20 protein-coding genes are annotated in these 25,832 nt (G+C 62.6%); 8 read left to right on the top strand and 12 right to left on the bottom strand.

All coding sequences use genetic code 11. The features are described from left to right. Positions 1-195 precede the first annotated feature (195 nt). Positions 196-2,079, bottom strand: a complete 1,884-nt coding sequence (locus tag KHO31_RS16610; RefSeq protein WP_211623743.1) for a bifunctional sugar phosphate isomerase/epimerase/4-hydroxyphenylpyruvate dioxygenase family protein — start codon at positions 2,077-2,079, stop codon at positions 196-198. A gap of 320 nt (positions 2,080-2,399) precedes the next feature. Here KHO31_RS16610 and aroQ point away from each other — a divergent pair, with 320 nt between their 5' ends. The 3 genes from aroQ (at position 2,400) to KHO31_RS16595 (ending at position 5,190) form a co-directional block, all read left to right on the top strand. Beyond that, on the top strand, positions 2,400-2,855 hold the full coding sequence (aroQ, locus tag KHO31_RS16605) for a type II 3-dehydroquinate dehydratase (RefSeq protein ID WP_211623741.1): 456 nt from the start codon (positions 2,400-2,402) through the stop codon (positions 2,853-2,855). Next, on the top strand, positions 2,852-3,757 hold the full coding sequence (locus tag KHO31_RS16600; protein WP_211623738.1) for a shikimate dehydrogenase: 906 nt from the start codon (positions 2,852-2,854) through the stop codon (positions 3,755-3,757). Before aroQ ends, KHO31_RS16600 begins: the two co-directional genes overlap by 4 nt. A gap of 62 nt (positions 3,758-3,819) precedes the next feature. After that, on the top strand, positions 3,820-5,190 hold the full coding sequence (locus tag KHO31_RS16595; RefSeq protein WP_201075967.1) for an MFS transporter: 1,371 nt from the start codon (positions 3,820-3,822) through the stop codon (positions 5,188-5,190). Between the two features lie 87 nt (positions 5,191-5,277). Here KHO31_RS16595 and KHO31_RS16590 read toward each other — a convergent pair whose 3' ends face one another. From KHO31_RS16590 to KHO31_RS16570, 5 genes are all read right to left on the bottom strand, one after another. Beyond that, positions 5,278-5,973, bottom strand: coding sequence for a TetR family transcriptional regulator (locus KHO31_RS16590; RefSeq protein WP_201075968.1), 696 nt, complete (start codon positions 5,971-5,973; stop codon positions 5,278-5,280). Between the two features lie 106 nt (positions 5,974-6,079). After that, a complete protein-coding gene (locus KHO31_RS16585) occupies positions 6,080-7,381 on the bottom strand; it encodes an NAD(P)/FAD-dependent oxidoreductase (protein WP_201075969.1) in 1,302 nt (433 codons plus the stop codon). Positions 7,382-7,513: 132 nt separating this feature from the next. Next, positions 7,514-8,308 carry an anti-sigma factor gene (locus KHO31_RS16580; protein ID WP_201075970.1) on the bottom strand — a complete coding sequence of 265 codons (795 nt, stop codon included), beginning with the start codon at positions 8,306-8,308 and terminating at the stop codon, positions 7,514-7,516. Continuing rightward, positions 8,308-8,877: an RNA polymerase sigma factor gene (locus KHO31_RS16575; protein WP_201075971.1), complete on the bottom strand. Its 570-nt coding sequence runs from the start codon at positions 8,875-8,877 to the stop codon at positions 8,308-8,310. The genes KHO31_RS16580 and KHO31_RS16575 overlap by 1 nt, the downstream gene beginning before the upstream one ends. 90 nt (positions 8,878-8,967) lie before the next feature. Further along, positions 8,968-9,900 carry a dihydrodipicolinate synthase family protein gene (locus KHO31_RS16570; protein WP_201108382.1) on the bottom strand — a complete coding sequence of 311 codons (933 nt, stop codon included), beginning with the start codon at positions 9,898-9,900 and terminating at the stop codon, positions 8,968-8,970. A gap of 148 nt (positions 9,901-10,048) precedes the next feature. On the opposite strand from KHO31_RS16570, the gene KHO31_RS16565 reads away from it, so the two are divergent. Both KHO31_RS16565 and KHO31_RS16560 read left to right on the top strand, forming a co-directional pair. After that, on the top strand, positions 10,049-11,020 hold the full coding sequence (locus tag KHO31_RS16565) for a LysR family transcriptional regulator (RefSeq protein ID WP_201075975.1): 972 nt from the start codon (positions 10,049-10,051) through the stop codon (positions 11,018-11,020). 197 nt (positions 11,021-11,217) lie between these two features. Beyond that, on the top strand, positions 11,218-14,298 hold the full coding sequence (locus KHO31_RS16560; protein ID WP_201108381.1) for a transglycosylase domain-containing protein: 3,081 nt from the start codon (positions 11,218-11,220) through the stop codon (positions 14,296-14,298). A 10-nt stretch (positions 14,299-14,308) separates the two neighbouring features. Here the strand turns inward: KHO31_RS16560 and KHO31_RS16555 are convergent, their stop codons facing one another. From KHO31_RS16555 to KHO31_RS16530, 6 genes are all read right to left on the bottom strand, one after another. Next, a complete protein-coding gene (locus KHO31_RS16555; protein ID WP_211623735.1) occupies positions 14,309-15,535 on the bottom strand; it encodes an ROK family transcriptional regulator in 1,227 nt (408 codons plus the stop codon). Positions 15,536-15,565: 30 nt separating this feature from the next. Then, a complete protein-coding gene (locus tag KHO31_RS16550) occupies positions 15,566-16,363 on the bottom strand; it encodes an ATP-binding cassette domain-containing protein (RefSeq protein ID WP_201075981.1) in 798 nt (265 codons plus the stop codon). Positions 16,364-16,398: 35 nt separating this feature from the next. Then, positions 16,399-17,385 (bottom strand): ABC transporter permease, encoded by a 987-nt coding sequence (locus tag KHO31_RS16545; RefSeq protein ID WP_201075982.1) that lies wholly within the window; start codon positions 17,383-17,385, stop codon positions 16,399-16,401. Between the two features lie 143 nt (positions 17,386-17,528). Then, complete coding sequence (locus tag KHO31_RS16540) at positions 17,529-18,533, bottom strand: sugar ABC transporter substrate-binding protein (protein WP_201075983.1); 1,005 nt, start codon at positions 18,531-18,533, stop codon at positions 17,529-17,531. Between the two features lie 478 nt (positions 18,534-19,011). Beyond that, entirely contained in the window at positions 19,012-19,782 is a 771-nt protein-coding gene (locus tag KHO31_RS16535) for a flagellar brake protein (RefSeq protein ID WP_201075984.1), read from the bottom strand. Positions 19,783-20,034: 252 nt separating this feature from the next. Then, positions 20,035-21,069 (bottom strand): LacI family DNA-binding transcriptional regulator, encoded by a 1,035-nt coding sequence (locus KHO31_RS16530; protein WP_201075985.1) that lies wholly within the window; start codon positions 21,067-21,069, stop codon positions 20,035-20,037. A 191-nt stretch (positions 21,070-21,260) separates the two neighbouring features. Between KHO31_RS16530 and KHO31_RS16525 the strand changes: the two genes are divergently transcribed. The 3 genes from KHO31_RS16525 to KHO31_RS16515 all read left to right on the top strand — a co-directional run bounded on the left by KHO31_RS16525 (position 21,261) and on the right by KHO31_RS16515 (position 25,752). Next, entirely contained in the window at positions 21,261-22,418 is a 1,158-nt protein-coding gene (locus KHO31_RS16525) for an ABC transporter ATP-binding protein (RefSeq protein WP_201075987.1), read from the top strand. Between the two features lie 11 nt (positions 22,419-22,429). After that, positions 22,430-24,424, top strand: coding sequence for a beta-galactosidase (locus KHO31_RS16520; RefSeq protein WP_201121741.1), 1,995 nt, complete (start codon positions 22,430-22,432; stop codon positions 24,422-24,424). Between the two features lie 74 nt (positions 24,425-24,498). Next, positions 24,499-25,752 (top strand): ABC transporter substrate-binding protein, encoded by a 1,254-nt coding sequence (locus KHO31_RS16515; protein WP_201075996.1) that lies wholly within the window; start codon positions 24,499-24,501, stop codon positions 25,750-25,752. Positions 25,753-25,832: the final 80 nt, after the last annotated feature.

The following is a 25,832-nucleotide window of genomic DNA, read 5'->3' as shown; positions in this document are numbered from 1 at the left end:
TTTCATTCGGACGACGGTGCGCGCGATGCCCGTGTGGGGCTGAGTGCGCGCGGCACCGGGCCGCGGATCAACCGCCATTATATCGGTGCGGCGCGCCCGCCTGAGCCGATGAAGCATGCGCCGTGCCCGATCTGCCGGAATCAGCAGACGGCAGGCCGAATACCGCCGTCCTGTGGCGTGGCTGGCCGAACGCGCCTATTTGCGGCGCTGGGCCTGCGCCGCGAGCCGCACAGCCGCATTGGCCGCGCCGTAGCCGTCGTAGCCGCCGCGCCGCTCGACAATTTCCATAAAAAAGCGCTGGTCCAGTTGTTCTGTGTACGCGTGGAAGAACTCGCCGCCGCGTTCGTCCCGGTCGTACAGGATGTTGTGCGCGCGCAGCGCCTCGAGCGTCTCGTCTGGCAGCGCATAGCGGGCGGCGAGGTCGTCGTAGTAATTGCGCGGGATGCGCAGCACCGGCAGGCCGTCGGCGACGAACTCGGGAATTGCGTTGAAGATATCGCCCGTGCTGAACGCGACGTGGTTCAGGCCCGAGCCATGGTAAGTGTGCAATGCCTCAGCTACCGCCGTGTGATGGTCCACCGACGCGTTCAGTACGATGCGTACCGTTCCGTCATGACTGCGCAGCGCGCGGCTGCGCACCAGCCCATAAGGATCGGGCACCAGCACGCCCGGCTCGGCCTGGAAGCCGAGCGCAGTGCGCAGAAACAGGACCCACGTATCCAGCGAAGGCGCCGGCACCGACAGGCAGACGTGGTCGATGCGCGTGAGCGGCCCCACTTCGGCCGGACCATTGACGTCGGTGAGCACGAAATCGGCTTCGAACAGGGTGGGCTGGTCCGGCGTCTCGTCGACGAAATAGTTCAGGCTGCCGTCGGGCGCCTGCACGGCGGGCAGCACGCGTTCGTTCGGGCCGATCTGCCCTGAGAACGGCGCGTAGCCGAACCCGGCGGCGCGTTCGAACGCCTGATTGGCGTCGTCCACGCGAAACGCCGACGCGCACAGCGACAACCCATGCTGCTGGAAGAAGGCGTTGGCGAATGAATCCGGCTCGGCGTTCAGCACGATCGACGCCGCGCCGTGCTGAAACAGCGTCACATCTTTCGAACGATGCTGGCCGGCCTGGCGAAAGCGCAGCTTGCCGAGCCAGTCGACGAGATGCGCGCGGGTCGTGTGGTCGACGGCAAACTCGAGAAACTGATAGCCGACATGAGCGGGCGCAGCGGGCGATTGATAGAGCTTGCCGACCGGTTGCTGCGTGGACTCAAGCAGCGCGCGAGTCTGTTCCTCGAGGAACAACAGCGAGCGATGGCCGTCCGCCGCGGTGATGGTGGTCGGTGCGGCGCGAAAGCCGTCATTGAAAATTTCGAGCGAAAGCGGCCCTGAGTAGCCGGTTTTCACGACCTGCGCGGTGAAACCTGCCAGGTCGAAATCGCCCTGACCCGGGAAACAGCGGTAATGGCGGCTCCATTCGAGCACATCCATGGCCAGCTTCGGCGCGTCGGCGATTTGCACGAAGGCGATGCGGTCGCCCGGAATGTCCGCGATCGCGTCCACCGTATCGTTTAGCGACAGCGTATGAAAGCTGTCGAGCACGAGCCCGAGATTTGGATGATTCACCGCGTTGACCAGCTTCCACGCATGGCGGTAGGTCTTCACGTGCTTGCCCCATGCAAGCGCCTCATAACCGGCGATTACGCCGGCCGCTTCGGCCGCGCGGGCCAACGCGCCCAGCTGGTCGGTCATCAGCGAATCGTCGCCGATGGTATCGGGCGAGACGTTGCTGCACACCAGAATCCGGTCCGTACCCAGTTCGTGCATCACGTCGAACTTGCGCTTCGCCCGATCCAGATTGCGCTCGAGGCGCTCCGGGCTCACCCCGTCGAAATCGCGGAACGGCTGGAACAGCATGATCTTCAGCCCGAGATCCTCGGCGATGCGCCGCACGTCCGCGGGCGAGCCGTCGAAATACAGCAGGTCGTTCTCGAAGATCTCGACGCCTTCGAAGCCGGCTGCCTGGATTGCGGTCAGCTTCTCGATGAGGGTCCCGCTGATCGACACGGTGGCAATCGAACGCTGCATGAACGGCTCCTGCAAAAACGATGAAACGACTGTTGGGACGGCGCGAAACGGCCGCTGTGCAGCGTCCGCATACTTTGCGGTCCGCCATGCTGCAATGCGCAAAATGGTCCAGCTAGTTACCCGCGGCCAGCAACTCGAAGATTGAAAACACCCGCGTTAACCGAAATTTTCGACAGTTTATACAAACTAACTAGATGGTACAAATTCGTATAAACCCCGAATGACGATTGCGGCCAATGCGCGCACACTGCGCTTACGTTGTAGCGCCGCGGCGCGTGCTGTGGCCCGCTTTATGTCTTATCTTTGCAGGAGTGGTCGTCATGAGTTTTGCATCAGTGCTGGTCCTCAATGGACCGAATCTCAACCTGCTCGGCACGCGTGAGCCGGCCATCTACGGCTCGGAAACGATCGACGACGTCGCGAAACTCTGCCGCGATGCGGGCGACCGGCTGGATCTGTCGGTCGACTTCTGTCAGTCGAACGCCGAGCATCAACTCATCGACTGGCTGCATGCGGCGCGTACCAAGGTCGACGGCGTCGTGATCAATCCGGCGGCTTACACGCATACCTCGGTGGCGATTGCCGACGCGCTCACCGCGATCGAAAAGCCTGTCATCGAAGTGCATATTTCAAACGTGCATCGCCGCGAAGCGTTCCGGCACCACTCGTACGTGTCGGCGGTGGCCGAGGCGATCATCGTCGGCTGCGGCACGCAGGGCTATGTGCTTGCTCTGGAGCGGATGGCGGTCATCCTTAAGAATAGGGCGGCGAAATGAACGCACAAGCGAACACTCAAGCGAGCGCAAAATCGTTTCTCGTCGGCCTGATCGGTTCGGGTATCGGCGGATCGCTCACCCCGGCGATGCATGAGGAGGAGGGCAGCAAGCTCGGCTTGCACTATGTGTATCGGCGCATCGATCTGGAAGCGTTGAAGCTGGACATCACGGCGCTCTCCGATTTGCTCGTCGCCGCCGAACGCATGGGCTACAACGGACTGAACATCACCTACCCGTGCAAGCAAGCCGTGATCCCGCTGCTCGACGAATTGTCCGACGACGCGCGCGCACTTGGCGCGGTCAACACAGTCCTGTTCAAGGACGGCAAACGTATCGGCCACAACACCGATTGGTCCGGTTTCGCGCGTGCATTCCAGCGCGGACTGCCGGATGTGTCGCTGGAGCGCGTCGTGCAACTGGGCGCGGGCGGCGCGGGCGCGGCGGTCGCGCATGCCGCGCTGACGATGGGCGCGCAAACGCTCACGCTATTCGACGTGGACGCCGCGCGCGCCGCATCGCTAGCTGCGGAATTGCAGAAGCGTTTCCCCGCATCCGCCGTCAGCGCCGGCAGTTCGCTGGCCGATTCGCTCGCCGCCGCGAATGGCCTGATTCATGCGACGCCTACTGGCATGGCGAAATTGCCGGGCTTGCCATTGCCGGTCGAATTGCTGCACCGCGATTTGTGGGTAGCGGATATCGTCTATTTTCCGATCCGCACCGCGTTATTGCAGGCAGCGGAAGCGCTCGGCTGCCGCACGCTGAGCGGCGGCGGCATGGCGGTGTATCAGGCGGTCGACGCGATGCGTATCTTCACGGGTCTCGAGCCCGACGCCGAGCGCGTTTACACGCATTTCCAGTCCTTGTTGCAACGCCCCGCAGGAAGTCCCCCCGGGGGACGCTAAACCGGTAGCACGCGAGCCGTGCACAACCGGGTACACAACCAGACCGAGGAGACAGAGACGCCATGCCACAACCCATTCAATCCACCCCCGCCGATGCAACGGCCCAAACGAATGCCACGGCGAGCACCGCGCGCCGCTCGAAAGCCCGCTATCAGATTCTCGGGCTGCTAGCGGTCGGCACGATGATCAACTATCTGGACCGCACGGTGCTCGGCATCGCGGCGCCGCAGTTGACCAAAGAACTCGGCATCAATGCCGCGCTGATGGGGTTGCTGTTCTCCGTGTTCTCGTGGAGCTATGTAGCGTCGCAGATTCCGGGCGGGCTGTTTCTCGACCGCTTCGGCAGCAAGCTGACCTATTTCCTGTCGATGACGTTCTGGTCGCTGTTCACGCTGGCGCAAGGGCTCGTGCATGGCATCGGCGCGTTGTTCGTGTTCCGGCTTGGCCTCGGCGTGTCGGAAGCACCGTGCTTTCCGACCAATAGCCGTGTGGTCGCCACATGGTTTCCGCAGAGCGAACGCGCAATGGCGACCGGCACATATACCGTCGGCGAATATATCGGCCTCGCGTTTTTCAGCCCGTTCATGTTCATGCTGATGGGCGCATTCGGCTGGCGTTCGTTGTTCTACGTGGTGGGCGGTGTGGGTCTGGTGTTCGGTGTGATCTGGTGGATGTTCTATCGCGAGCCGCACGATCATCCTTCCGCTAATCAGGAGGAGCTCGACTATATCGAAGCAGGCGGCGGTCTGACACACGGGAAGAAAGATGCCGATTCTTCCAGCGCACCGGCTGCATCGGCCAAGAGCGGTTTTGAATGGCGCACCATCGGACGCCTGCTCAAGCATCGTCAGTTGACCGGCATCTGCCTTGGCCAGTTCGCCGGCAACTCGACACTGGTGTTCTTCCTCACCTGGTTCCCCACCTATCTCGCCACCGAACGCCATATGGCATGGCTGAAGATCGGCTTCTTCGCGATCATGCCGTTCATTGCCGCGTCGATCGGCGTGATGTTCGGCGGCATCTTCTCCGATTGGCTGCTGCGTCGCGGCAAGTCGCCGAATGTGGCGCGCAAGCTGCCGATCATTGCCGGCCTGCTGCTCGCGTCGACGATCATTCTCGCCAACTATGTCGAGAGCAACGTGGTGGTGATCGCGATTCTGTCGGTGGCGTTTTTCGCGCAGGGGATGGCGGCGCTAGGCTGGACGCTGGTGTCGGACATCGCGCCGGACGGTCTGCTCGGTGTGACCGGCGGCATCTTCAACTTTGCCGCCAATCTGGCCGGTATCGTCACGCCGCTGGTGGTGGGTTTCATCGTCGCGGCAACCGGCTCGTTTGTCGGTGCGCTGGTGTTCATCGGCGCGGTCGCGTTGATCGGCGCGCTGTCGTACATCTTTATCGTCGGCGATATCAAGCGGATCGTGCTGGTGGATTGAGCCGCACGGTTTGGTCCAACAGCCTGATGCAATAAAGAAGGGGGACGTGGCGATGCCACGTCCCCCTTCTTTCGTTTCAGTCTTGCCTTAGTCTTCCTTGCGTACGAAACGCAGCACGGCGTCGACGATCATCGCGCGATGACGCGCACGCAGGCGCGGGTGCGACGGATCGCGGCCGAACGCCGTACCGAAGGTATGGCGATTGCCGACGCGGTGAAAGCACAGCGAGCTGATCATCAGGTGCAGATCGATCGCATCGACGTCGCTGCGGAACAGTCCCGCCGCGATACCGCGTGAGAGCAGATCTTCGATCGTATGAATGACGGTGACGTTGCGGCCTTTGAAGCTCTTCACCTGCTCGACGTACTTCGCGCCGTGAATGTTCTCGATCGTCACGAGACGGACGAAGTCGCGCTGGCGGTCGTGATAGTCGAACGTGAACTCGACCAGCGCGCGCATGCCCTCGATCGGATCGAGTTCGCTGACGTGCAGATCCTGTTCGAGTGCGCGAATGTCGCCGTACACCTTTTCCAGCACGGCCTGGTACAACCCTTCCTTGCTGCCGAAGTAGTAGTACAGCATGCGCTTGGTCGTGTTCGTGCGCTCCGCGATCGCGTCGACGCGCGCACCCGTTAGCCCCATCGCGGAGAACTCCTGGGTCGCAACCTCGAGAATGTTGCGCTTCGTCTGTTCGGGATCGTACTTGCGTCGGGCGTCGGCACGCGGAGCGTTGGACGCGATGCCGGTGGTATCAGGCTCGGCGGCCTTGCTTCCCTTTTTCATCGTATTTTCGAGCGGCGGTGACGGCGCATTCTAGCATGGCGAAATCGGCCTCAGGAGCGGGTCTCCGGCATAAGCGGCCGCATATTGATCCGCCTGTTGAGTCGGGTCACGGCGTCTGCCGGATTGAGGGGCGCCGGGCGGCGAGGGCGTCGCGCGTCTGCATGGTGGTGTAGGTGAGTTGCGCGGCCGCGAGACCGAGCGCGCCATAGGTGCGCGTCAGGCCGAAGGCCGCGAACGCGTCGGGCACCGGCCGTTCGCCGGAGATGGCCGCCGCCAGCAATTCGCCCGAGACGGTGGTGGGCGCCATGCCGTGCCCGCCGAAGCCGACCGCGTACCAGATGCCGTCCGTGCTGCGGCCGATTTGCGGCATCTTGTGCCGCGCGTAGCTCATCAGGCCGCCCCAGGCGTGTTCGATGCGCACGTCGTGCAACTGCGGATAGACCTTCAGCAGATCGCGCCGCAGCAACCGCGCGATGACCTCAGGCGCGCGGTCGCGAACCGAGATGCGGCCGCCCCACAGGATGCGTGTGTCGGGCAGCGGGCGGTAGTAGTCGAAGGCGAAGCGCGTGTCGTAGACGGCGGCGCGGGTGTCCATCGCGTCTTTCAGGCGCGCGCCGAGCGGCTCGGTGGCCATCACGTAGGTGGCGATCGGCAACACCGCGCGTTCGACCCGTGCATAGACATTGCGCGCATAGCCGCCGCCGGCCATCACGACGTGGCGCGCATCGAGAGTTCCGTGTGGCGTATGCACCGCGAAATCCGAGCCTTCAGGCCGCAAGCGCACAACGGGCGACTTTTCGTGAATCTGTACGCCCGCGTTAGCTGCGGCGTCAGCGACACCGAGCACATATTTCAGCGGATGAAAGTGGAACGCGTTGCGCTCGAACAGACCGCCGTGATAACGGCTCGTCTTCAGTTGTGACGCGAGCGCCGCAGCCGCCACGGGTTCCCACTCGACACCGAACGAATCCCGCATCAGGCGCCGTTGCGTGTCGAGCCTTGCCGGTTCGTCGAACCAGTTGGCGAGGATCACGCCGGCATCGGTCACGTCGCAATCGATGCGGTAGCGCTGAATGCGCTTACGCATCAGATCGACGGCGTCGGTTGTCAGAGTATAGAGTTCGCGCGCGCGGGCTGGTCCGAGGGTTTTCAGCAGATCCGCGCAATCGAGGCTGTAGCCGCCGAACACGAATCCGCCGTTGCGGCCGGAGGCGCCGAAGCCGACCTGTTCGGCTTCGAGTACGACGACGTCGATGACGCCGCGCTCGGCGAGTCCCAACGCCGTGGACAAACCCGCGAGGCCGCCGCCGATGATGCAGACGTTGGCGCTGCGCCGCCCCGTTAGCGGCGCGTAAGCGGACGAGCGCCCGGCAGAGCGGGCAACGGTGGCTTCGTAAAAGCTTTGCATGCAGCTAGGGTAGCGGCAACGGTGCGCCCGCGTCCAGCCATCTGACAATCCTTGCACTTCGGATCGGTTAAACAGAAGGCCGGCATCCGCAAAAAAGCGAATACCGGCCTTGCTCGCTGGTGCTCAACCGGTTCAGGACACCGGCAGCAGCTTGCCGCTGAACACCACCGGACCCGTAGGCGCGTTGTGATTGGGCGAGCCGCCCGGCGCTTCGATCGAGACCGCCAGCGCCGCGTAGCGCTCAGGCTTTTGCTGACCGGCCGTTACCTTGCCGTTGGCGCTGTCCGGCAGCATGCCGAGCGACACCGGATGGCCATTGGCCGGAATGCCCCACAGCTCCATCGCCCGTCCGGCCGGCAAATCGACCTTGCCGAGCGGATGCAGCGTCATGGTGGAGTGAGCTTCGTCCCACGCGACCAGCATGACCGGATGCGTTTCCTTGTCATTCAGCACCGCGACATGCGAAACGGCCGTTTCCGGCTGTTGCGCGACGATCGGCGCCGTGGAGGGCGTCACACCGGACGGCAGCAGCGAGCGCACCGCGACCACCACGGCGACCGCGGCGAACCCTGTCACGCCGATTGCCCAGCCACGCCAGAACGCGAGGCTCTCGAAAATGCTGCCGGACGGGCGCGCGGGTTTTTCGACCACGGTGCGCGGTCGTGCCGCCTCACGCGCCGCTTCACGTACCGACGTCAGGCCGAGGCGCCGCTCGATGGCATCCCACACGGCGGTGGGCGGCATGCGCGGCTCCGCGAGTTCGGCCAACGGTGAGATCCGCCGCTGCCATTCTTCGACGGCCTGACGAATGACCGTATCGTGGTCCGCGTACCGTTGGAAGCGACGCCGGGCGCCACCCCGCAAGGTACCGAGCACATACTCGGCGGCCAGCATATCGACCAGCTGAGGATAGCGATGGAGATTCATCACTCACCTCCCAGGCAGGTCTTCAGCTTGGCAAGGCCGCGCCGGATCCAGGATTTGACCGTGCCGAGCGGCACGGTCAGCACTTCGGCGATCTCGCTATGGCTCTGATCGCGCAGGTAGGCGAGCGCAACCGCCTGACGCTGCGCCGGGTCCAGCTGCTGCATGCAGCCGGCCAGCAGACGTGCCTGCAGGCTGACCGCGGTCAGTGCTTCGGGATCCGGATCGCCGCTCGCCACAAGATCGTCCAACGCATCGCTCCATTCTGTTTCCTGCTTGCTCACCCGCCGCAGGTGATCGAGAGCACGGTTCCGGACGATCGCCGACATCCACGTCATCGGAGCGGACAGTGCCCGGCGGTAGTCGCCGGCAAAACGCCAGATATTGACGAAGCTGTCCTGCAATACTTCTTCGGCCCACTCGTGCTTGCTCAATATACGAAGCGCAAGGCCAAACAGTTTCGGGGCGGCGAGATCATATAGCTCGCGCAGTGCCGCGGTGTCTTCCTTGGCAATGCGTTCGAGCAACTCGGCGAGGGTTTCCGGCGTCAGTTCTCGAGGATTGGCGGTCATGGAAAGTGGTGTGGTGAGCTTGCGAGCCTATGGTACTCACTTTCAGCCTGGCCTTATATGTGGTTTTCCCGCGCGGGCTGCCGGCCTGCATTAACCGCCCCAGCGCAACACCAGCGGATCGAGCCGCCGCGCGACTTTCAGCAAGCCTGCACGCGTGGCCGGATGCATCGGCGGCAACGGATGGCGCACCGCGTCCGATCGAATCACACCGCCTTCTTTCATCAAAGCCTTGCACGACGCGAGGCCGCCCTGGCGGTTTTCGTAGTTGATGAGCGGCAGCCACTGCTGATAGTGGGCGGCGGCCGCATCGGTGTCGCCCGCCGCATAGGCGTCGACGATCAAACGGATGCCGTCCGCGTAGCCGCCACCAGTCATCGAACCGGTTGCGCCCGCATCGAGATCGGCCATCAGCGTGATCGCTTCTTCGCCATCCCACGGACCCACCACGGCAGCGCCGCCCAGTTCGATCAGTTCGCGCAGCTTGTTCGCTGCCTGCGGCACTTCGATCTTGAAGTACGAAACGTTCTGCAGTTCACGGGCCATGCGCGCGAGAAACGCTGCGGACAACGGCGTGCCACTCACCGGCGCATCCTGGATCATGATCGGAATCCCGATTGCGTCGGACACCGTGCGATAGAACTCATAGATGCCGCGCTCGCCAATGCGGATCGTCGCGCCGTGATACGGCGGCATGATCATCACCATCGCGGCGCCTGCAGCCTGCGCGCTGCGGCTGCGTTCAGCGCACAGGTGCGAACTGAAATGCGTGGTCGTGACGATCACCGGCACGCGGCCGGCGACGTGCTCGAGCACCAGGTGCATCAGCGTGTTGCGCTCGTCGTCGGACAGCGCGAACTGCTCGGAGAAGTTGGCCAGAATGCACAGGCCGTTGGAGCCCGCGTCGATCATGAAATCGATGCAGCGTTTCTGGCCTTCCAGGTCGAGACGGCCGGCCTCGTCGAAGATGGTCGGCGCGACGGGAAATACGCCGCGCATCGGAGCTGGGTTGTGTGTTTGGGTCATGGCAATGTGCGTTGCGCTGAGGTGGTCAGGCGTGGGTCTTTGAATGTCTCCACGGCTGACTATACGGCGGCGTGCACGGCGGGTATATTGAATTGTTTCCATCTTGTGATCGCTTTTGCGACTCACCCCCGCGGGTTCGCGGCAAGCCATGAAAGACACCCTGAACGTTCTGCTGTCGAGACTGCGCATGAAGCAACTGCAATTGCTGATCGCGCTAGACGACCACACCTCGCTGCACAAAGCGGCCGGCGCGATGTCGATGACGCAATCGGCCGCCAGCAAGGCCTTACAGGAACTGGAGTCGATGCTCGAGGCGCCGCTCTTCGAGCGCTCGAAGAGCGGCATGATTCCGAACCAGCTCGGCCACTGCGTGATCCGCTACGCGCGGCTGGTAGCGACGGACCTCACTGCGCTGTGCCAGGACGTCGCCGAGATACGCTCGGGGCGCGGCGGCCGTCTCGCGATCGGGGCGATCATGGGTGCGATTCCCGAGTGCGTCGTGCCGGCGCTGAATGATCTGCATGCCGGGCAGCCGGGCCTGACGATCGAAGTGATGGAAGACACGAGCGCGCGCATGCTGCTGCAGCTCGACGAAGGCCGGCTCGATCTGGTGATCGGCCGTGCGGCAGTCGCCGCCGATCCGTCGAAATATCACTACCATCCGCTCGATGACGAGCCCTTATCCGTGGTCGTGGGTTACGGCCATCCGCCATTGCCCAGGAAGGAAGTGAAACTGCGCGACCTGGCCGGCCACCGCTGGGTGATGTATCCGTCGCATATGCCGTTGCACGCATTGCTCGAACGGGAGATGGATCTGGCTGGGCTCGAGATGCCGGACAACCCGATCTCGACCGCCTCCACCTTTGTGACAGTTGCGTTACTGCAAAGCAGTGCCGATCTGGTGTCACTCTTACCGACCGCGATCGCCGAGTTGTTCGTGCGGCAGAAAATGTTGCGCTTTGTGCCGGTCAAACTGAAGTCGCCGTCGCAAACCTTCGGCATTGTGACGCGCAAAGGCGGCGTGCTGTCACCGCCGGCTGAGCAGTTCATCGAGTTGTTGCGGAGCCGAAAGTCGGGGCAAGTCGTGAATCAGGCGATGCAGAAGCAAAAAACCGCCTGAAGAAGCGGTTTTCGACTTACGAAAGACGTCCACTATCATCTCACGCTAATCGGCGCTTCGCCATGTCTTGTGATGGGGTGTTGCTGCGGCGACACTCTCGGGTAAATCTGAACCGATTGCATGCTCGTTTTCCGCGCTACACTTGATCGAAGGTGCGCCGAATTGAAGAGCATGGCGCACGCTCGGGGAGAGCAGCCATGAATCGGCCACTGGTTCGGTTACCGCTACGCGCGACAGGCACGGCGCCCGTCAGGAAGTGGCTCAAATGGGGGCTGGCAGCGGCGTTTCTGTTCGCGCTGGCTTTGGCGGCCCGCTTTATCCAGGTCGAGATCGAAACATCGCGACTGCAGGCGCGCTATCTCTCCGAACTCACGCGCGACGTAGGTTTCTCCGTCGAAAGCGGTCCAAGTCATTCCATCCGATTTCCGCAGGCAGACAAAGGCCCCTACGACAGCCGCCTCGGCTACGCGTTGCTGCCTTCGTTCCAGCAACGACTGCTACAACGCGGGTTTGAAATCAGCGCACAGTCGCGGGATTCCGAGCGGATGCTGTCGCTGGCCGATAACGGTTTATTTATTCCCTACGAGGAAAAAGATCAGGCGGGGCTGCAACTCTTCGACGGTACCGGCGCGCCGCTCTTTGGTGCACAGTTTCCGGGCCGCGTGTATGACAGCTTCGATTCGATTCCGCCGCTTGTCGTCAATTCGCTGCTGTTTATCGAAGACCGCTATCTGCTCGATCCGGATCAGCCGAACCGTAATCCGGCGATCGACTGGGGGCGCTTTAGCCGCGCGCTAGTCGACCAGGGCGCGCGCGTGTTCAACCGGCATCAGTCGACGCCCGGCGGCAGCACGCTCGCTACGCAGATCGAGAAGTTCCGCCACTCGGCGGGCGGGCGCACGGTAACGCCGCCGGAGAAATTGCGGCAAATCGCATCGGCCTCGGTACGCGCCTATTTGAATGGCCCGCAGACCATGCCCGCGCGCCAGCAGATTGTCGTCCATTACCTCAACTCGGTGCCGCTTGCCGCGCAACCGGGTATCGGCGAAATCAACGGGATTGGCGATGGTCTGGCCGCCTGGTACGGCCGCGATTTCAACGACGTCAACCGCATTCTCAAGGCACCGTCGACAGAAGCGAATCTTGCCGAGCAGGGCGAGGCGTTTCGTCAGGTACTTTCGCTGATGATCGCGCAGCGCGCGCCGTCGTATTACCTGCGTCACGGCTACGCCGAACTCGAACGTCTGACGGATAGCTATATACGGTTGTTGGCGAACGGCGGTGTCATAACGATTGTGCTACGCGATGCCGCACTGTCGGCGCAAGTGGATCTGCGGCACACACCGAACAATACGCAGAACGCGGACTCATTCGTGTCGCGCAAGGCCGTGACGTCGATGCGCTCGCATCTGTTGGCGGCGCTCGGCATTCCGAGTTTCTATGAACTCGACCGGCTCGACTTGCAGGCAACGGGCACGCTCAACAATGCCGTGCAGCAAGCCGTGAGTGAACGCCTCGCCGCCGCCGCGACGCGCGATGGCGCAAAAGCCGCCGGGATCGTCGGCTATGAGATGCTGCGCGCCTCCGACGATCCGTCGAGAATCGCCTATAGCTTCACGCTGTTTGAACGGCGTGACGGTGCGAACCTCGTGCGGGTGCAAACCGACAGCGTCAACCAGCCGTTCGATATCAACTCGGGCGCGCGGCTGAATCTCGGTTCAACCGCGAAAATGCGTACCGTGGTGACGTATTTGCAGATCGTCTCCGACCTGCATGCGCGTTATGCCCCGCTGAGCACAGCGGAGCTGAAAGCCGTGAAGCCCGATCCGAATGACCAGCTTACGCGCTGGGCGCTCGATTATCTGGCGCATACCTCGGATCGCTCGCTGCAAGCCATGCTCGATGCGGCTGTGGAACGCAAATACTCGGCGAGTCCGGGCGAAACGTTTTATACGGGCGGCGGCGCGCAGAGCTTCAACAACTTCGATTCCGACGACAACAGCCGCATTCTCACCGTGCACCGCGCATTCCAGCATTCGGTGAATCTGGTGTTCGTGCGGCTGATGCGCGATATCGTCCACTACGAGATGGTGCAGACGACCGGACCGTCGTCGCAATGGTTGGGCGATCCGGCGATCCGCAAGATGTATCTCACGCGTTTCGCCGACCAGGAAAGCCGCGTGTACATGAATCGTTTCTACACGAAGTACCACGGCAAAACGCCTGAACAGCAGCTGACCTTGCTGCTGCTCGGCGTGCGCAAATCGCCGCCTAAAGTGGCGACGGTGTTGCGCAGCGTCGCACCGGACGAATCGAATGCATGGTTCAACGCGAAGATGCGTGCCGCGTTGAAGAACACGCCGGCGGCCTCCATGCTGGACGACGAGGATCTGGCGAACCTGTACGACAAGTATGCGATCGACCGCTTCAATCTGAACGATCGCGGCTACATTTCGAGCGTGCATCCGCTGGAACTGTGGACCCTCAACTATCTGCGCGCCCATCCCGATGCGACGCTCGACCAGATCGAAAACGCGAGCCGCGACGTGCGCCTGTCGACTTATTCGTGGCTCTTCAAGACTCGCTATCACGCCACTCAGGACCGCCGCATCAAGCGAATGGTCGAACTGCGTGCGTACGATGCGATCGGCAAGTCGTGGCAGGCGCTCGGTTATCCGTTCGCGACGCTCACGCCGTCGTATGCGGCGGCGATTGGCGCGTCCGGCGACCGGCCGGCCGCGCTCGCGCAACTGATTGGGGTGATTGCCAACGGCGGCAATAAGGTGCCGACCGAAACTCTCACGCAACTCGACTTCGCGAAAGACACGCCGTACGAAACGCATTTCCAGCGCGCGGCGGTGGCGCCGCAGCAGCAGTTGTCGCCGGAGATCGCTGGAGTTGTCAGGGGGCTGTTGCGTGATGTTGTACTGGGCGGTACGGCTAAGCGTCTCGCGCAGGGCATGACGTTCCCTGATGGTCAGACACTTGAGATTTACGGCAAGACTGGCACCGGCGATCAGCGCTTCAATGTGTGGGCCAAAGGCGCGCGCCTGATCGAGTCGCGCAAGGTGAACCGCAGCGCAACCTTCGTGTTTGTGATGGGAGACCGCTTTTACGGCACGCTAACCGCCTGGGTGCATGAGCCCTATGCGGCCCATTACGACTTCACGAGTGCGCTGTCGGTGCAGTTGCTCAAGTCGCTGGCGCCGGTTTTGCAGCCGTTGCTGCAAAACCCGCCTGCCAAAACCGCTTCTATAGCGAAGGTGGCCACACAATGAGCATTGGCGCCTAATATTCCGCGTCCGTTGCCGGCTTAAGGAACAGCTCGTGCACGGGCGCGAAATGTGCGTACAACGGCAGAATCGCACCGCCCATTGCCCGCGCATCGGCGCCGATGGTGCCTTCCAATAGTTGCGGCCGCACCATTCCCTCCCATTCGAAGCGATCGAGCACACGTTCGGTTCGGCGGATGATTTCGCGGACCAGTTGCCGGTCGAGCTCGCCGTCGATCACCACCGCTTCCAGGTCGAGCAGGGCAGCCGCATTGGTCAACGCACTGGCGATCGCAGGGCAAGCGGTATCGAGCCATTGTTCGGTCTGCCGCCACAGTTCAGGCGATAACGCGCGATGATCATGCGCGGCGGCGGACGGTGCACCCGCGTCGATCAACAGCTTTTCCAGAACGAAACCCGACGCCGCGTGCAGCAACTGCGTTGCCGGTTTGCGCGTGCTGCCGTCTCTCAACGGAATCGAACCGACAGCACCAGCGTTGTCATGCGGCCCGCCATGCAGACGGCCGTCGATCACCAGGCCGCCGCCGATAAACGTGCCGACGAACAGATAGAGAAAATTGTGAATCCCACGCCCCTGGCCCATCACGAGTTCGGCCGCGCAGGCGGCGGTGGTGTCTTTGGCGAACTCGACGGGCAAGCCCGTCATCGTCGCGATACGGCTGCGCAAGTCGATCTCGTGCCACGCTTCCAGCGCGTCGGGCGGCGCGCCGAGAAAATCGCGCCAGCCGCCGAGCCACAACGGCGCCGCCACGCCCACGCCAACCACTTTGTTCGCCTTCGCGCCGAGCGTCTGATTCACGCGCGCCAGTTTGCTTTCGAGCGCCGGGAATAGCGTGCGCGGGTCGGGATAGGCATATTCGAATACGTCGCGACACACCACGTGGCCGGCGAAATCCATCGCCAGGACGTCGAGACTGCGGCGCCCCACCTTGATGCCGATGGTGTACGCGCCGTCGGCGCGCAACGCGATCGGTACCGAGGGTTGACCGATGCGGCCGCGCACGCGCGCCTGCTTCTCGAGCAGGCCGTCGTCGATCAGACGGTCGACGATCATCGACACCGTCTGCATCGACAGGCGTGTGAGACGGCCCACTTCGGCTTTCGGCAGCGGTCCGTGCAAACGGATCGTCTGCAGGACGATCCGTTCGTTGAACTGCCGCATGCCGACCTGATTCGAGCCGACCGTGCGTTTGAGAAGTGAACGTGTCCCGGTGGTTTCCATCGTCGTGTGCCCCTCAGCGGGATGCATGCATCATGCAATCGCCTTGACGTCCGCTTCCTTCGCGCCCGTCATGATCGCCACGGCCTCCGACATGTGGATGTCTTTGGTGTTGACCAACGCAGCACGCCGGCCGAGCCGCTGGATGTGGATGCGATCCGCGACTTCGAACACGTGCGGCATGTTGTGGCTGATCAGGATCACCGGCAGGCCGCGCTCGCGCACGCGGCGGATCAGCTCGAGCACCATGTTGCCTTCCTTTACGCCGAGTGCGGCCGTGGGTTCGTCGAGAATCACCACATGCCGCGCGAACGCCGCGCTGCGCGCGACGGCCACACCTTGACGTTGGCCGCCGGAGAGCGTTTCGACCGCCTGGCGCATCGAACGGATGCCGATTTGCAAATCCTTCATGTGCGCAGTGGCTTCGTCGAGCATGCGGCGCTTGTCGATCATCTTGAAGATCGAACCGCGCCAGCCCGGCTTGACGAGCTCACGGGCGAGAAACAGGTTTTCGGCGATGCTCATGGCGGGCGCCACCGCGAGTTCCTGGTACACGGTTTCGATGCCTTGAGCGCGTGCATCCAGCGGGCTGCGGAATTTGACCGGCTTGCCGTCGAGCAGGATTTCGCCTTCATCGGGCACGGTGGCGCCCGAAAGCGCCTTGATCAACGACGACTTGCCCGCGCCGTTATCGCCGATCACGGCGAGAATCTCGCCGGGCAGCACTTCGAAATCGCAGCCGTCGAGTGCGGTGACGTTGCCGTAGCGTTTGACGAGTCCGCGCGCCTGCAGAACGGGCATCACGGCAGAGGCGGAAGTAGGTGTCGGCATGACAGTCTCCATGCAGGATAATTGCGGTTGAGTGCTCAACCGCGACGATGGGAAAGTTTGTCAGCGGCAACCGCGAGAATCACGAGCATGCCGGTGATCAACACCTGGTAGACCGAAGAGACACCGATCAACGTCAAGCCGTTACGAAACACACCGACAATCAGCGCGCCGAGCAGCGTGCCGGAAATCGAGCCGCGTCCGCCGAACAGACTTGTGCCGCCCAGCACCACCGCCGTAATGCTGTCGAGGTTCTCGGTTTGCCCTGCCTGCGGATCGCCGACGCCGGTGCGCGACACTGACAGCAGCGCGGCAATGCCGTAGATCGCGCCGGCCAGCGAATACACCGTGAGCAAGATCTTTTGCGACGAGAGGCCCATCAGGCGCGCGGCTTCAGGGTTATTGCCGAGCGCATACAGATGCCGGCCGGGCACGGTATCGCGCAAGACGAACCACGTCGCCACGTACATCAGCAGCGTGAGCACCGTGCCGTAGGTGACGTCGGCGGGGCCGAGTTTGAACGTGTTGCCGAGGAACATGATCGCGTCCGGCAGATTCGACACGCTCTCTGCGTTCGAATAAATCTGCGTGAGCGCGAATGCGATGTTCAGCGTACCGAGCGTGACGATAAAGGCGGGCAATTTGATCCGCGTGATCAGCACGCCGTTGAGCGCGCCGAACAGCGTGCTCGCGGCGACGCCGCACAGAATCGCGAGAATCGGCGGCACACCGAGCGTGACCGCGAATTTGGTCATGATGATCGAGCCAAACGCCATCACCATCCCGCACGACAGATCGATCCCGCCTGTCAGCACGATCAGCGTCTGGCCGATGGCGATGACGGCGACCACCATCGTCTGTTGCAGGATCAGGGAAAGGTTCTGGAACGACAGGAACCGGTCGCTCTGCGAAATGAAGAAGCCGCAGGCCAGCAGCAGGGCGATTAGCGGCCCGATTTCAGCGAGCGACGGCAAGCGGTCGGTGAAAGGGCGCGAGTGGCCGACGGGCGCGGAAGGAGTCGACATGATAGGTGTCCTCAATGCATGAGCGTGGTGGGCAGACCACGCGGTAAAAACGGCGGCCGGCGATCCGGGAGGCCGGTCATCCGGGGCCGGCCGTCCGGCGATACTTGAGCGGCCCAGCAGAGCGGGCCGCCGTTCAACGCGCGTTACTTGTTGCCCCAGCAGTTGTCGAGGCCGAACTTCGTATCCTTGCTGTCGATGCCGGACATCGGCTTATCGGTGATCAGCGTCACGCCCGTATCCTGATAGCCGGAGACCTTCTTTCCAGTCTTCGCATAGTCGACACCCGCCGTCACGCCAAGCGAGGCCATCTTCAGCGGATACTGCTGCGAGGTCGCAGCAATCGCGCCAGCCTTCACATTACGTACGCCTTCGCAGCCGCCGTCGATGGAAACGATCATCACGCTCTTGTCCTTGCCCGCCGCTTTAAGCGCGCGATACGCACCCGCCGCGGCCGGTTCGTTGATCGTGTAGACCACGTTGATATCCGGCGATTTCTGCAGGCAATTTTCCATCGCCGTCTGGCCCTTCGCCTGATCGCCTCGGGTGTCCTGGCTGCAGACGATCGACGGATCGCCTTCCTTCACGCCGAAGCCTTCCAGGAAGCCGTTATGACGCAGCACACCGACCGAGACGCCGGGCGCGAGGTCGAGCGTGGCGATCTTCGCGGGCTTGCCGTTCATGGCGGCTTTTGCGTACTTGCCGATCAGCACGCCGGCTTTGAAGTTGTCGGTGGCGAAGAGGGCATCCGTGGCATCTTGCGGATCGGTCGGCGTGTCGAGTGCGATCACCATCACGCCGGCGGCGCGCGCTTTCTTGATGCTCGGCACGATTGCCTTGGTATCGCTCGGCGTGATCAGGATCGCTTTCGCGCCAGCCGTCATCATGTTTTCAATGGCGGTGACCTGGCTCGCGTTATCGCCGTCGAACTTGCCGGCCGCGGTGATCAGCTTGGCACCGTCTTTCGAGGCAGCCGCTTCGGCGCCCTGTTTCATCTTCACGAAGAACGGATTCGTGTCGGTCTTGGTGATGAGTCCGACGACGGGCTGGTCGGCCGCCTGGCTCGCGCTCGCACACCACACGGCCGATGCCGCGACGCACATCGACACGATTTTCCTGGCGACAGGATGCCTGCGGGAATTCAGATTCATGGGACGCTCCTCCGGTTATTGGCCACGACGTTGTGAACTGCGGGCGGTGGCGCACGCGAACGCTGCGCGTTTGCCACCTGTTTGCTACCTGTTTGCAATCTGGTTTGGAACCTGAAGCGATTTCGAGGCAGTCCGAAACTGGCTGCTTAAATCACTTTAGTTGATTTAGTACAGCAGGCATGACGACGTTCGTCAAGGACGCGATCGGGACGGACATTAACGTGCCGATGCGGCCGCCATGGCGGTGGGCCTTACGTGACGGGGCTTGGCGGCAGTGATGCGATGCAAGATCGAGCACCGGGACTTGGGGAAAGTCCTGGCTCGCTTGTAAGCGAATTGAAGTCTTAAACGACCTTTAGCGACGACACGGGCTGCCGTCGCGAAGGTACTCAGTAGCGGACGAAAGTAGCCATTTTTAAGGCGATGACTGCAAATCTGGTCAAACCGCGAGAATCGCGACGACCGTGCCTGAAGGCACTTACCTGCGCTGCGCGAGCGTTTGACGCTTCGTTTCGAGTTGAGTGACGACGCGCTGCAAGGTCCGCTCAGCCAACCCCGGCGTCTGCACGAACTTGCAGCCGATCACGAAGCGCCGGTCGCCCTTCGGCGTAGTCAATTGGCGGGGCGCGACGATTTCCAGATCGAGGCGAAGCGTACCGAAGCTGCCGAGTTGCAGCGTGACGTCGCGCAATACAGTGCCGCTTTCAAGCGAGCCGAAGCGCTCGTCGGCGGTTTTCAACGCCACGCCGCCCAATGAAAGATCCTGCAGTTCCATCCGGAACGAGCCGCCGTCGCCATCCGCATACGGCCCACAAGCGATGTACGGATCCAGCACGGGCGTTTGCACGCGGAAGAATTCGCGGCGTTGAACGTAGTACAGGAGCGAAGGGAAAGCTGCCTCGAAAGCCGGGCGTCCTTCGAATTGGATTGGGTCTGCGTTGAGCGTCATGAACTCCGTGCGAATGCCACCTGGCAAACTGCGGAAAATCAACTGACGTGCAGCCGGAAGCGCGTAATTGTCCAGCTCTGTACTGCCGGCGTCGAAGATAAAGCGGGCATTGCGCGAATCGACATCAAGCATTTGCGTGACGATCTGGCGGCCGTTGAACTCCACCGTCACGAAGTCTTGTCCGGCCATCAGCTTGCGCAGGCAAACTGCGATTTGCAAGGGATGGCGCTGCGCGAAGGTCGAGTCTGCGTCGGTGGTCTGTTCGGCGAGATCAGCGTCCAGCAGAAGATCGGCAATCATTTGAGTATCCATGCTTGTTATGGCCTTGGCCCGGCCGGTTGGGGGAGCGCGGGAGGCATGGGATTCATGCCGGCGCTCGGCCTTTTCCTGCTTTATTGCAGGGACCGTGCCAACTGCATGGATGGACTGATTGAGGCGGTGATTTTGCCGTGGAACCGCTTGATACGGGCGTTTGCGGGCGGTGGACCAGGAGGCGGGGGCGGGCGCATGCAGGGTTCGCTACGTAACGTCCCCGATGCTGTTACGGCCACATTACCTCGGACGCGGCGCGCCGGTCGAAGCGCGTATAACGAGTTGCGGCGCGGAGGAAATCCGCATCGGCACGTTTGTCGCGACCTGGCCACCCGCTTGCCCGTACGACGATTCGATCAACTCGCGCAGCAGCGATACCGCGAGGCCGGCGACTTCGACGGTCGGCACGGCGACCGTCGTCAACGCGGGCCGCGACTCGCGCGCCAGTTGAATATCGGTAATGCCGATCACGGACAGATCGCCTGGCACGTTCAAGCCGAGGTCGGCGGCGGCGTGCATCGCGCCGAGCGCCGGCAGATCGTTGGTCGCGAAGATCGCAGTGAGTGTCAGATCGGCTTCCAGCAGCGCGCGCGCCGCGGTGTAGCCGCCTTGTATCGTATCGGGCGCATGCTTGACCCGGCCTTTGGGCGCGCCGGCGGCACGCACTGCATCGACAAAACCTTCGTAGCGGGCCGCGTGAATGCCCGAGGCCTTGCTGCCGACAATCGCACCGATCCCCCGATGGCCGAGCGTCAGCAAATGCGTGCCGGCCAGTTCGCCAGCCAGACGAAAATCGACTGCCACACACGGCAGCCCCGGGGGCTCATTGGGGCGTTCCCACATGCACAGCACCACCGGCGTGCCGCGCGCTTCGGTTGCATGAAGGTCCGCAAAATCGAGGTTCGCATTCGTCACGAGCACGCCTTCGGAAAGCGTGCCGGCAATCTGGTCGAGATACGCCCGCCCGGTCAGCGGATCTTCGTTCGTATTGCAGATGATCACGAAGTGCCCGCTGCCGCGCGCCGCGTGTTCGACGGCGAGCGCGAATTCCGGATAGAACGGATTGGCGATGCTCGACACCATCAACGCCAACGTCGGCGCGCGGCCTTCGGCGAGTGCGCGGGCGGCGAGATGCGGGCGGTAGCCGAGCGCGTCGACGGCGTCCAGCACCCGCTGCCGGGTGGTCGCGCCGACCCGGCCGCGATTGCGCAGTACGTTCGATACCGTGGCAGGGGTGACGCCGGCGTGACGCGCGACTTCGCTGAGGGTAGGCATGGCTTTGCAATATTTGGGATGGCTGTTCGATATTTGCATCGCAGCGCAAGGCGCGGCACCATTTGCCGCACAGACAAAACGATATCGGAGACAGGCAAGACCAACCGATCGCATGCGGTCGATTTTTTAGGTCCTGCTGATTAAGCGCTTAATCTCCGACATCGAGCCGATTAAATCACGGAGTCGATGCGATGGCGAGCATTTCGTTGAGAGGCGTGCAGAAGGCGTATGGCGACGGCGCGCTGGTGATCCGCGATGTCGATCTGGAGATCGGCGAGAACGAGTTCTGCGTATTTCTCGGCCCGTCCGGCTGCGGCAAGTCCACCTTGCTGCGCATGATCGCGGGCCTCGAAGACGTGACCGACGGCGACCTGTCGATCGCCGGCCGCCTCGTCAACGACGTACCGGCGGCGCAGCGCGGCGTGGCGATGGTGTTCCAGAGCTACGCGTTGTTTCCGCATATGACCGTGTTCGAGAACATGGCATTTGGCCTCAAGCTCGCTAAAACCCCGAAAGACGAAATCGACCGCAAGGTGCGGGAAGCCGCGCGCATCCTGCAACTGGATGCCCTGCTCGAGCGCCGGCCGAAGGCACTATCCGGCGGCCAGCGGCAGCGTGTGGCGATTGGCCGGGCGATCGTGCGCGAGCCGGGCGTGTTTCTGTTCGACGAACCGCTTTCCAATCTCGACGCGACGCTGCGTGGCCAGACCCGCATCGAAATTGCGCGGCTGCATAAGCAATTCGCCAAAGCCAGCGTGGTGTACGTCACGCACGACCAGATCGAAGCGATGACGCTCGCCGACAAGATCGTGCTGCTGCACGCGGGCAAGGACACCGAGCGCTACGGCAGCATTGCGCAGATCGGCGCGCCGCTCGAGTTGTATCACCGTCCGAAGAGCCGCTTCGTCGCCGGTTTCATCGGGTCGCCGCGCATGAACTTTTTGCCGGGGCGGGTGGCGTCGGTCGATCCGCACGGCGTGATCGTGACGCTCGATCACACAGGTGAAAACGTGCACGTGCCGGTCAGTGGAGACGGGCTCCACGAGTCGCAAGCCGTCACGCTCGGCGTGCGCCCGGAACATCTGGAATTCATCGACGCGACAGCATCTGACAACGCGCAGGACGCCGTTCTGACCCGCACCGTATCCCTCGTCGAACAGCTCGGCGAACACAGCTATGTTCACCTCGATCAGCCCGGCGGCGCCGTGCTGATCGCCAAAGCGCCGGGCGACACGCGCCTCGCGCCGGGCGACCGCGCGAGCTTGCGTGTCCCCGCCCGCGCATGCCATTTGTTTACCGAAGACGGCTTCGCCGCCGCTTCGCTCGAATCCGTCGAACACTACGCATAGAGGACATTCGGATGCGCCTTGGAGTCTGTTATTACCCGGAACACTGGCCGGAGTCGATGTGGGAAGACGACGCTCGCCGGATGAAAGCACTCGGCATCGAGCAGGTGCGGATCGCCGAGTTTGCGTGGAGCCGGATGGAGCCAACGCCTGGCGAATATGACTGGGGCTGGCTCGATCGCGCGATCGACGTACTTGGCGCGGCCGGTCTGCACGTGGTCATGTGCACGCCGACCGCGACGCCGCCCAAGTGGCTGATCGACCGTCATCCGGATATTTTGCCGATCGGCGCGGATGGCCGCCCACGCGCCTTCGGCTCACGCCGTCATTACGATTTCTCATCGCCTTCGTATTTCGCCGCATCGCAGCGGATCTGCACGGCAGTCGCCGAGCGTTACGGCAGGCATCCGGCTGTCGCGTACTGGCAGACCGATAACGAATTCGGTTGTCATCACACGGTAGTCAGCTATTCGCCGGCGGCAGTGGGGCGCTTTCGCGAGTGGCTCAAGGCGCGCTATCAAACGATCGATGCACTGAACCGTGCGTGGGGCACGGTGTTCTGGAGTATGGAATACCGCAGCTTCGACGAGATCGACGCGCCGGTGGCGACCGTGACCGAAGCGCATCCTTCGCATCGGCTCGATTACCGGCGCTTCGCCTCCGACGAAGTGGCACGCTACAACCGCATGCAGGTCGAGATCATCCGCGCGCATTCGCCGGGGCGGCCGGTCGCGCACAACTTCATGCAGCTCTTTACCGAGTTCGATCACTACAAGGTGGCGGCCGATCTCGATGTCGCGGCGTGGGACAGCTATCCGCTCGGCGCGCTCGAAGAGCAGTGGTTTGCGCCAGACGTGAAGGCGCGCTGGTTGCGCAGCGGGCATCCCGACTTCGCGTCGTTCAATCATGACGTGTATCGCGGCATGTCGAAGCTGCCGTTCTGGGTGATGGAGCAGCAGCCCGGTCCGGTGAACTGGGCGCAGTGGAATCCGGCGCCGCTGCCTGGCATGGTGCGGCTGTGGAGTTGGGAGGCGTTCGCGCATGGCGCCGGCTGCGTGTCGTATTTCCGCTGGCGCCAGGCGCCGTTTGCGCAGGAGCAGATGCATGCCGGTTTGAATACGCCCGATAACCGGCTTGACGTCGGCGGTAATGAAGCCGCGCAGGTCGCTGAGGAGATTCGCTCGGTGCTCGCTGCGGGTGCCGACGCCAATGCGGCGATTCGCTCGAAGGTCGCACTCGTCTACGACTACGAAGCGAAGTGGCTCTTCGAGATTCATCCTCAAGGTGCGGACTTTCACTATCCGCGCTTCGCATTCGAGTATTACTCGGCGCTGCGTGCCCTCGGACTGGATGTCGATATCGTGCCGGTCGATGCGCCGCTCGACGGCTATCGTCTGATCGTCGTGCCGCCGCTGCCGGTTGTGCCTGCCGATTTCGCCGCGCGACTTGCAAGCTCGGGCGCGCAAGTCGTGCTGGGTCCTCGCACCGGTTCGAAGACGGCAGATCTGCAGATTCCGGCGAACCTGCCGCCGGGCGCACTCGTTTCTGTGCTGCCGATCCGTGTGTGGCGCGTTGAATCGATGCGGCCGAATGTGACCGAAACCGTGCGGCTGGTGGGCAGCGAGGACGCGGCCCTGGACGACGGCCTCGCGCGCCACTGGCGCGATTTCATCGAAGGCGAGGGCGATGCAGCGGCTTCGCCCGACGTGCGTGCCCGTTTCGCTGACGGCCATCCCGCCTACGTGAAGAGTGGTGCGTTTCATTACCTCGCGAGCCTGTTCGACGAGGCGCTCACCGTGCGCCTTTTGAAGCAGATCGCCGAGGAAGCAGGTGTCGATACGATACCGCTCGGCGACAGCGTGCGGTTCAGCCGTCGCGGTGCGCTGACCTACGTGTTCAATTACAGCGATCAGACACACACGCTTGCCAATGTCGCCGATGACGCTTTCGTGATGGGTTCACGCGCGATCGAACCGCAGGGTGTGGCCGTCTATCGATCGAACAAATGATCTGAAGCGCTGAGCGAAGGATTCCATGCAGTAACAACAACGACGCAAAATCAAGGAATAAAGGAGACAGCAACATGGCACTGAAACCACGCAAGATTCTGCTGGCACTCGCGCTGGCCGCGGCGGCCGTAGGGACGTCCGTCGTCAGCACGGCGCAGGCGGGCACGCTCGAGGTCAACATCGCGTTCAAAGGCGCGAGTCAACGCGCCGTCTGGCAGTCGATCATCGACGACTTCAAGAAAACGCATCCCGGTACCGACGTGAAGGTGTCGTTCGTCGACGAAGAAGCGTACAAAGTACAGTTGCCCGGTTGGCTCTCCACCGTCGCGCCCGATATCGTCAACTGGCATGACGGCGAGCGGATGGCGTATTACGCGCAGCGCGGCCTGTTCGAAGATCTGAGCGGCGACTGGGCAAAAAACGGTTGGAACGATATGTATGCGTCGACGAAGGAAGCGTCGTCGTATAAGGGCAAGCAGTACGCCGCACCGACCGTGTATTACTCGTGGGGCATGTTCTATCGCAAGGATCTGTTCCAGAAGGTCGGCATTACCAGCGAACCGAAAACGTGGGACCAGTTTCTCGACGACTGCAAGAAGCTGAAAGCGGCGGGCATTACACCGATTGCCGTAGCAGGCCGTGATTCATGGACGCTGGCCGGCTGGTTCGATTATCTCGACCTGCGTCTGAACGGCAACGCATTCCATCAGAAGCTGATGGCGGGCGACATCGCGTACACCGATCCGCGTGTGAAGAAGGTCTATACGACGTGGAAGCAACTGATCGACGCCGGCTATTTCATCGACAATTCGCTCTCCTACGATCTGGATTCGGTCCAGCCGTTCCTGTTCCAGGGCAAGGCCGCGATGATGCTGATGGGCACCTTCATCAGCGCCGGTTTTCCGCCGAACGTGAAGCCGCAAATGGGCTACTTCCAGTTCCCGATCATCGACGCGAACGTGCCGACCGCCGAAGATGGTCCGGTCGAATCACTGCATATTCCGTCCAAGGCGAAGAACAAGGCAGACGCGCATGCTTTCCTGGCGTTCGTCGAGACGCCGGAAAATGGCGCGAAGCTGGCGGTCGGGCTCGGCTCGCTGTCGGCGAACAGCAAGTCGCCTGAACCTGAGGATCCGATCTCGAAGATCGGCTTCCAGATTCTCTCGAACACGAAGGGCGGCATTGCGCAGTTCTACGATCGCGACATGACCAAGGAAATGGCCGATGAAGGGATGAAGGGGATGCAGCAATTCGTCTCCGATCCGTCGAAGCTCGACGACGTGCTCGCGCAACTCGAGCAGACGCGTAAGCGGATCTACAAGAAGTGAGGGGAGGCGGCCCGGTCCCGGGCCGCCTGTTTGAGCGCCAACTTGCTACGTTCGATCCGCAACTAAATTGCATGGGACCA

Source organism: Paraburkholderia domus (assembly GCF_905220705.1).
GTDB lineage: Bacteria > Pseudomonadota > Gammaproteobacteria > Burkholderiales > Burkholderiaceae > Paraburkholderia > Paraburkholderia domus.
Note: the sequence above shows the minus strand (reverse complement) of the source record. Positions and strands in the feature narration are given on the sequence as shown.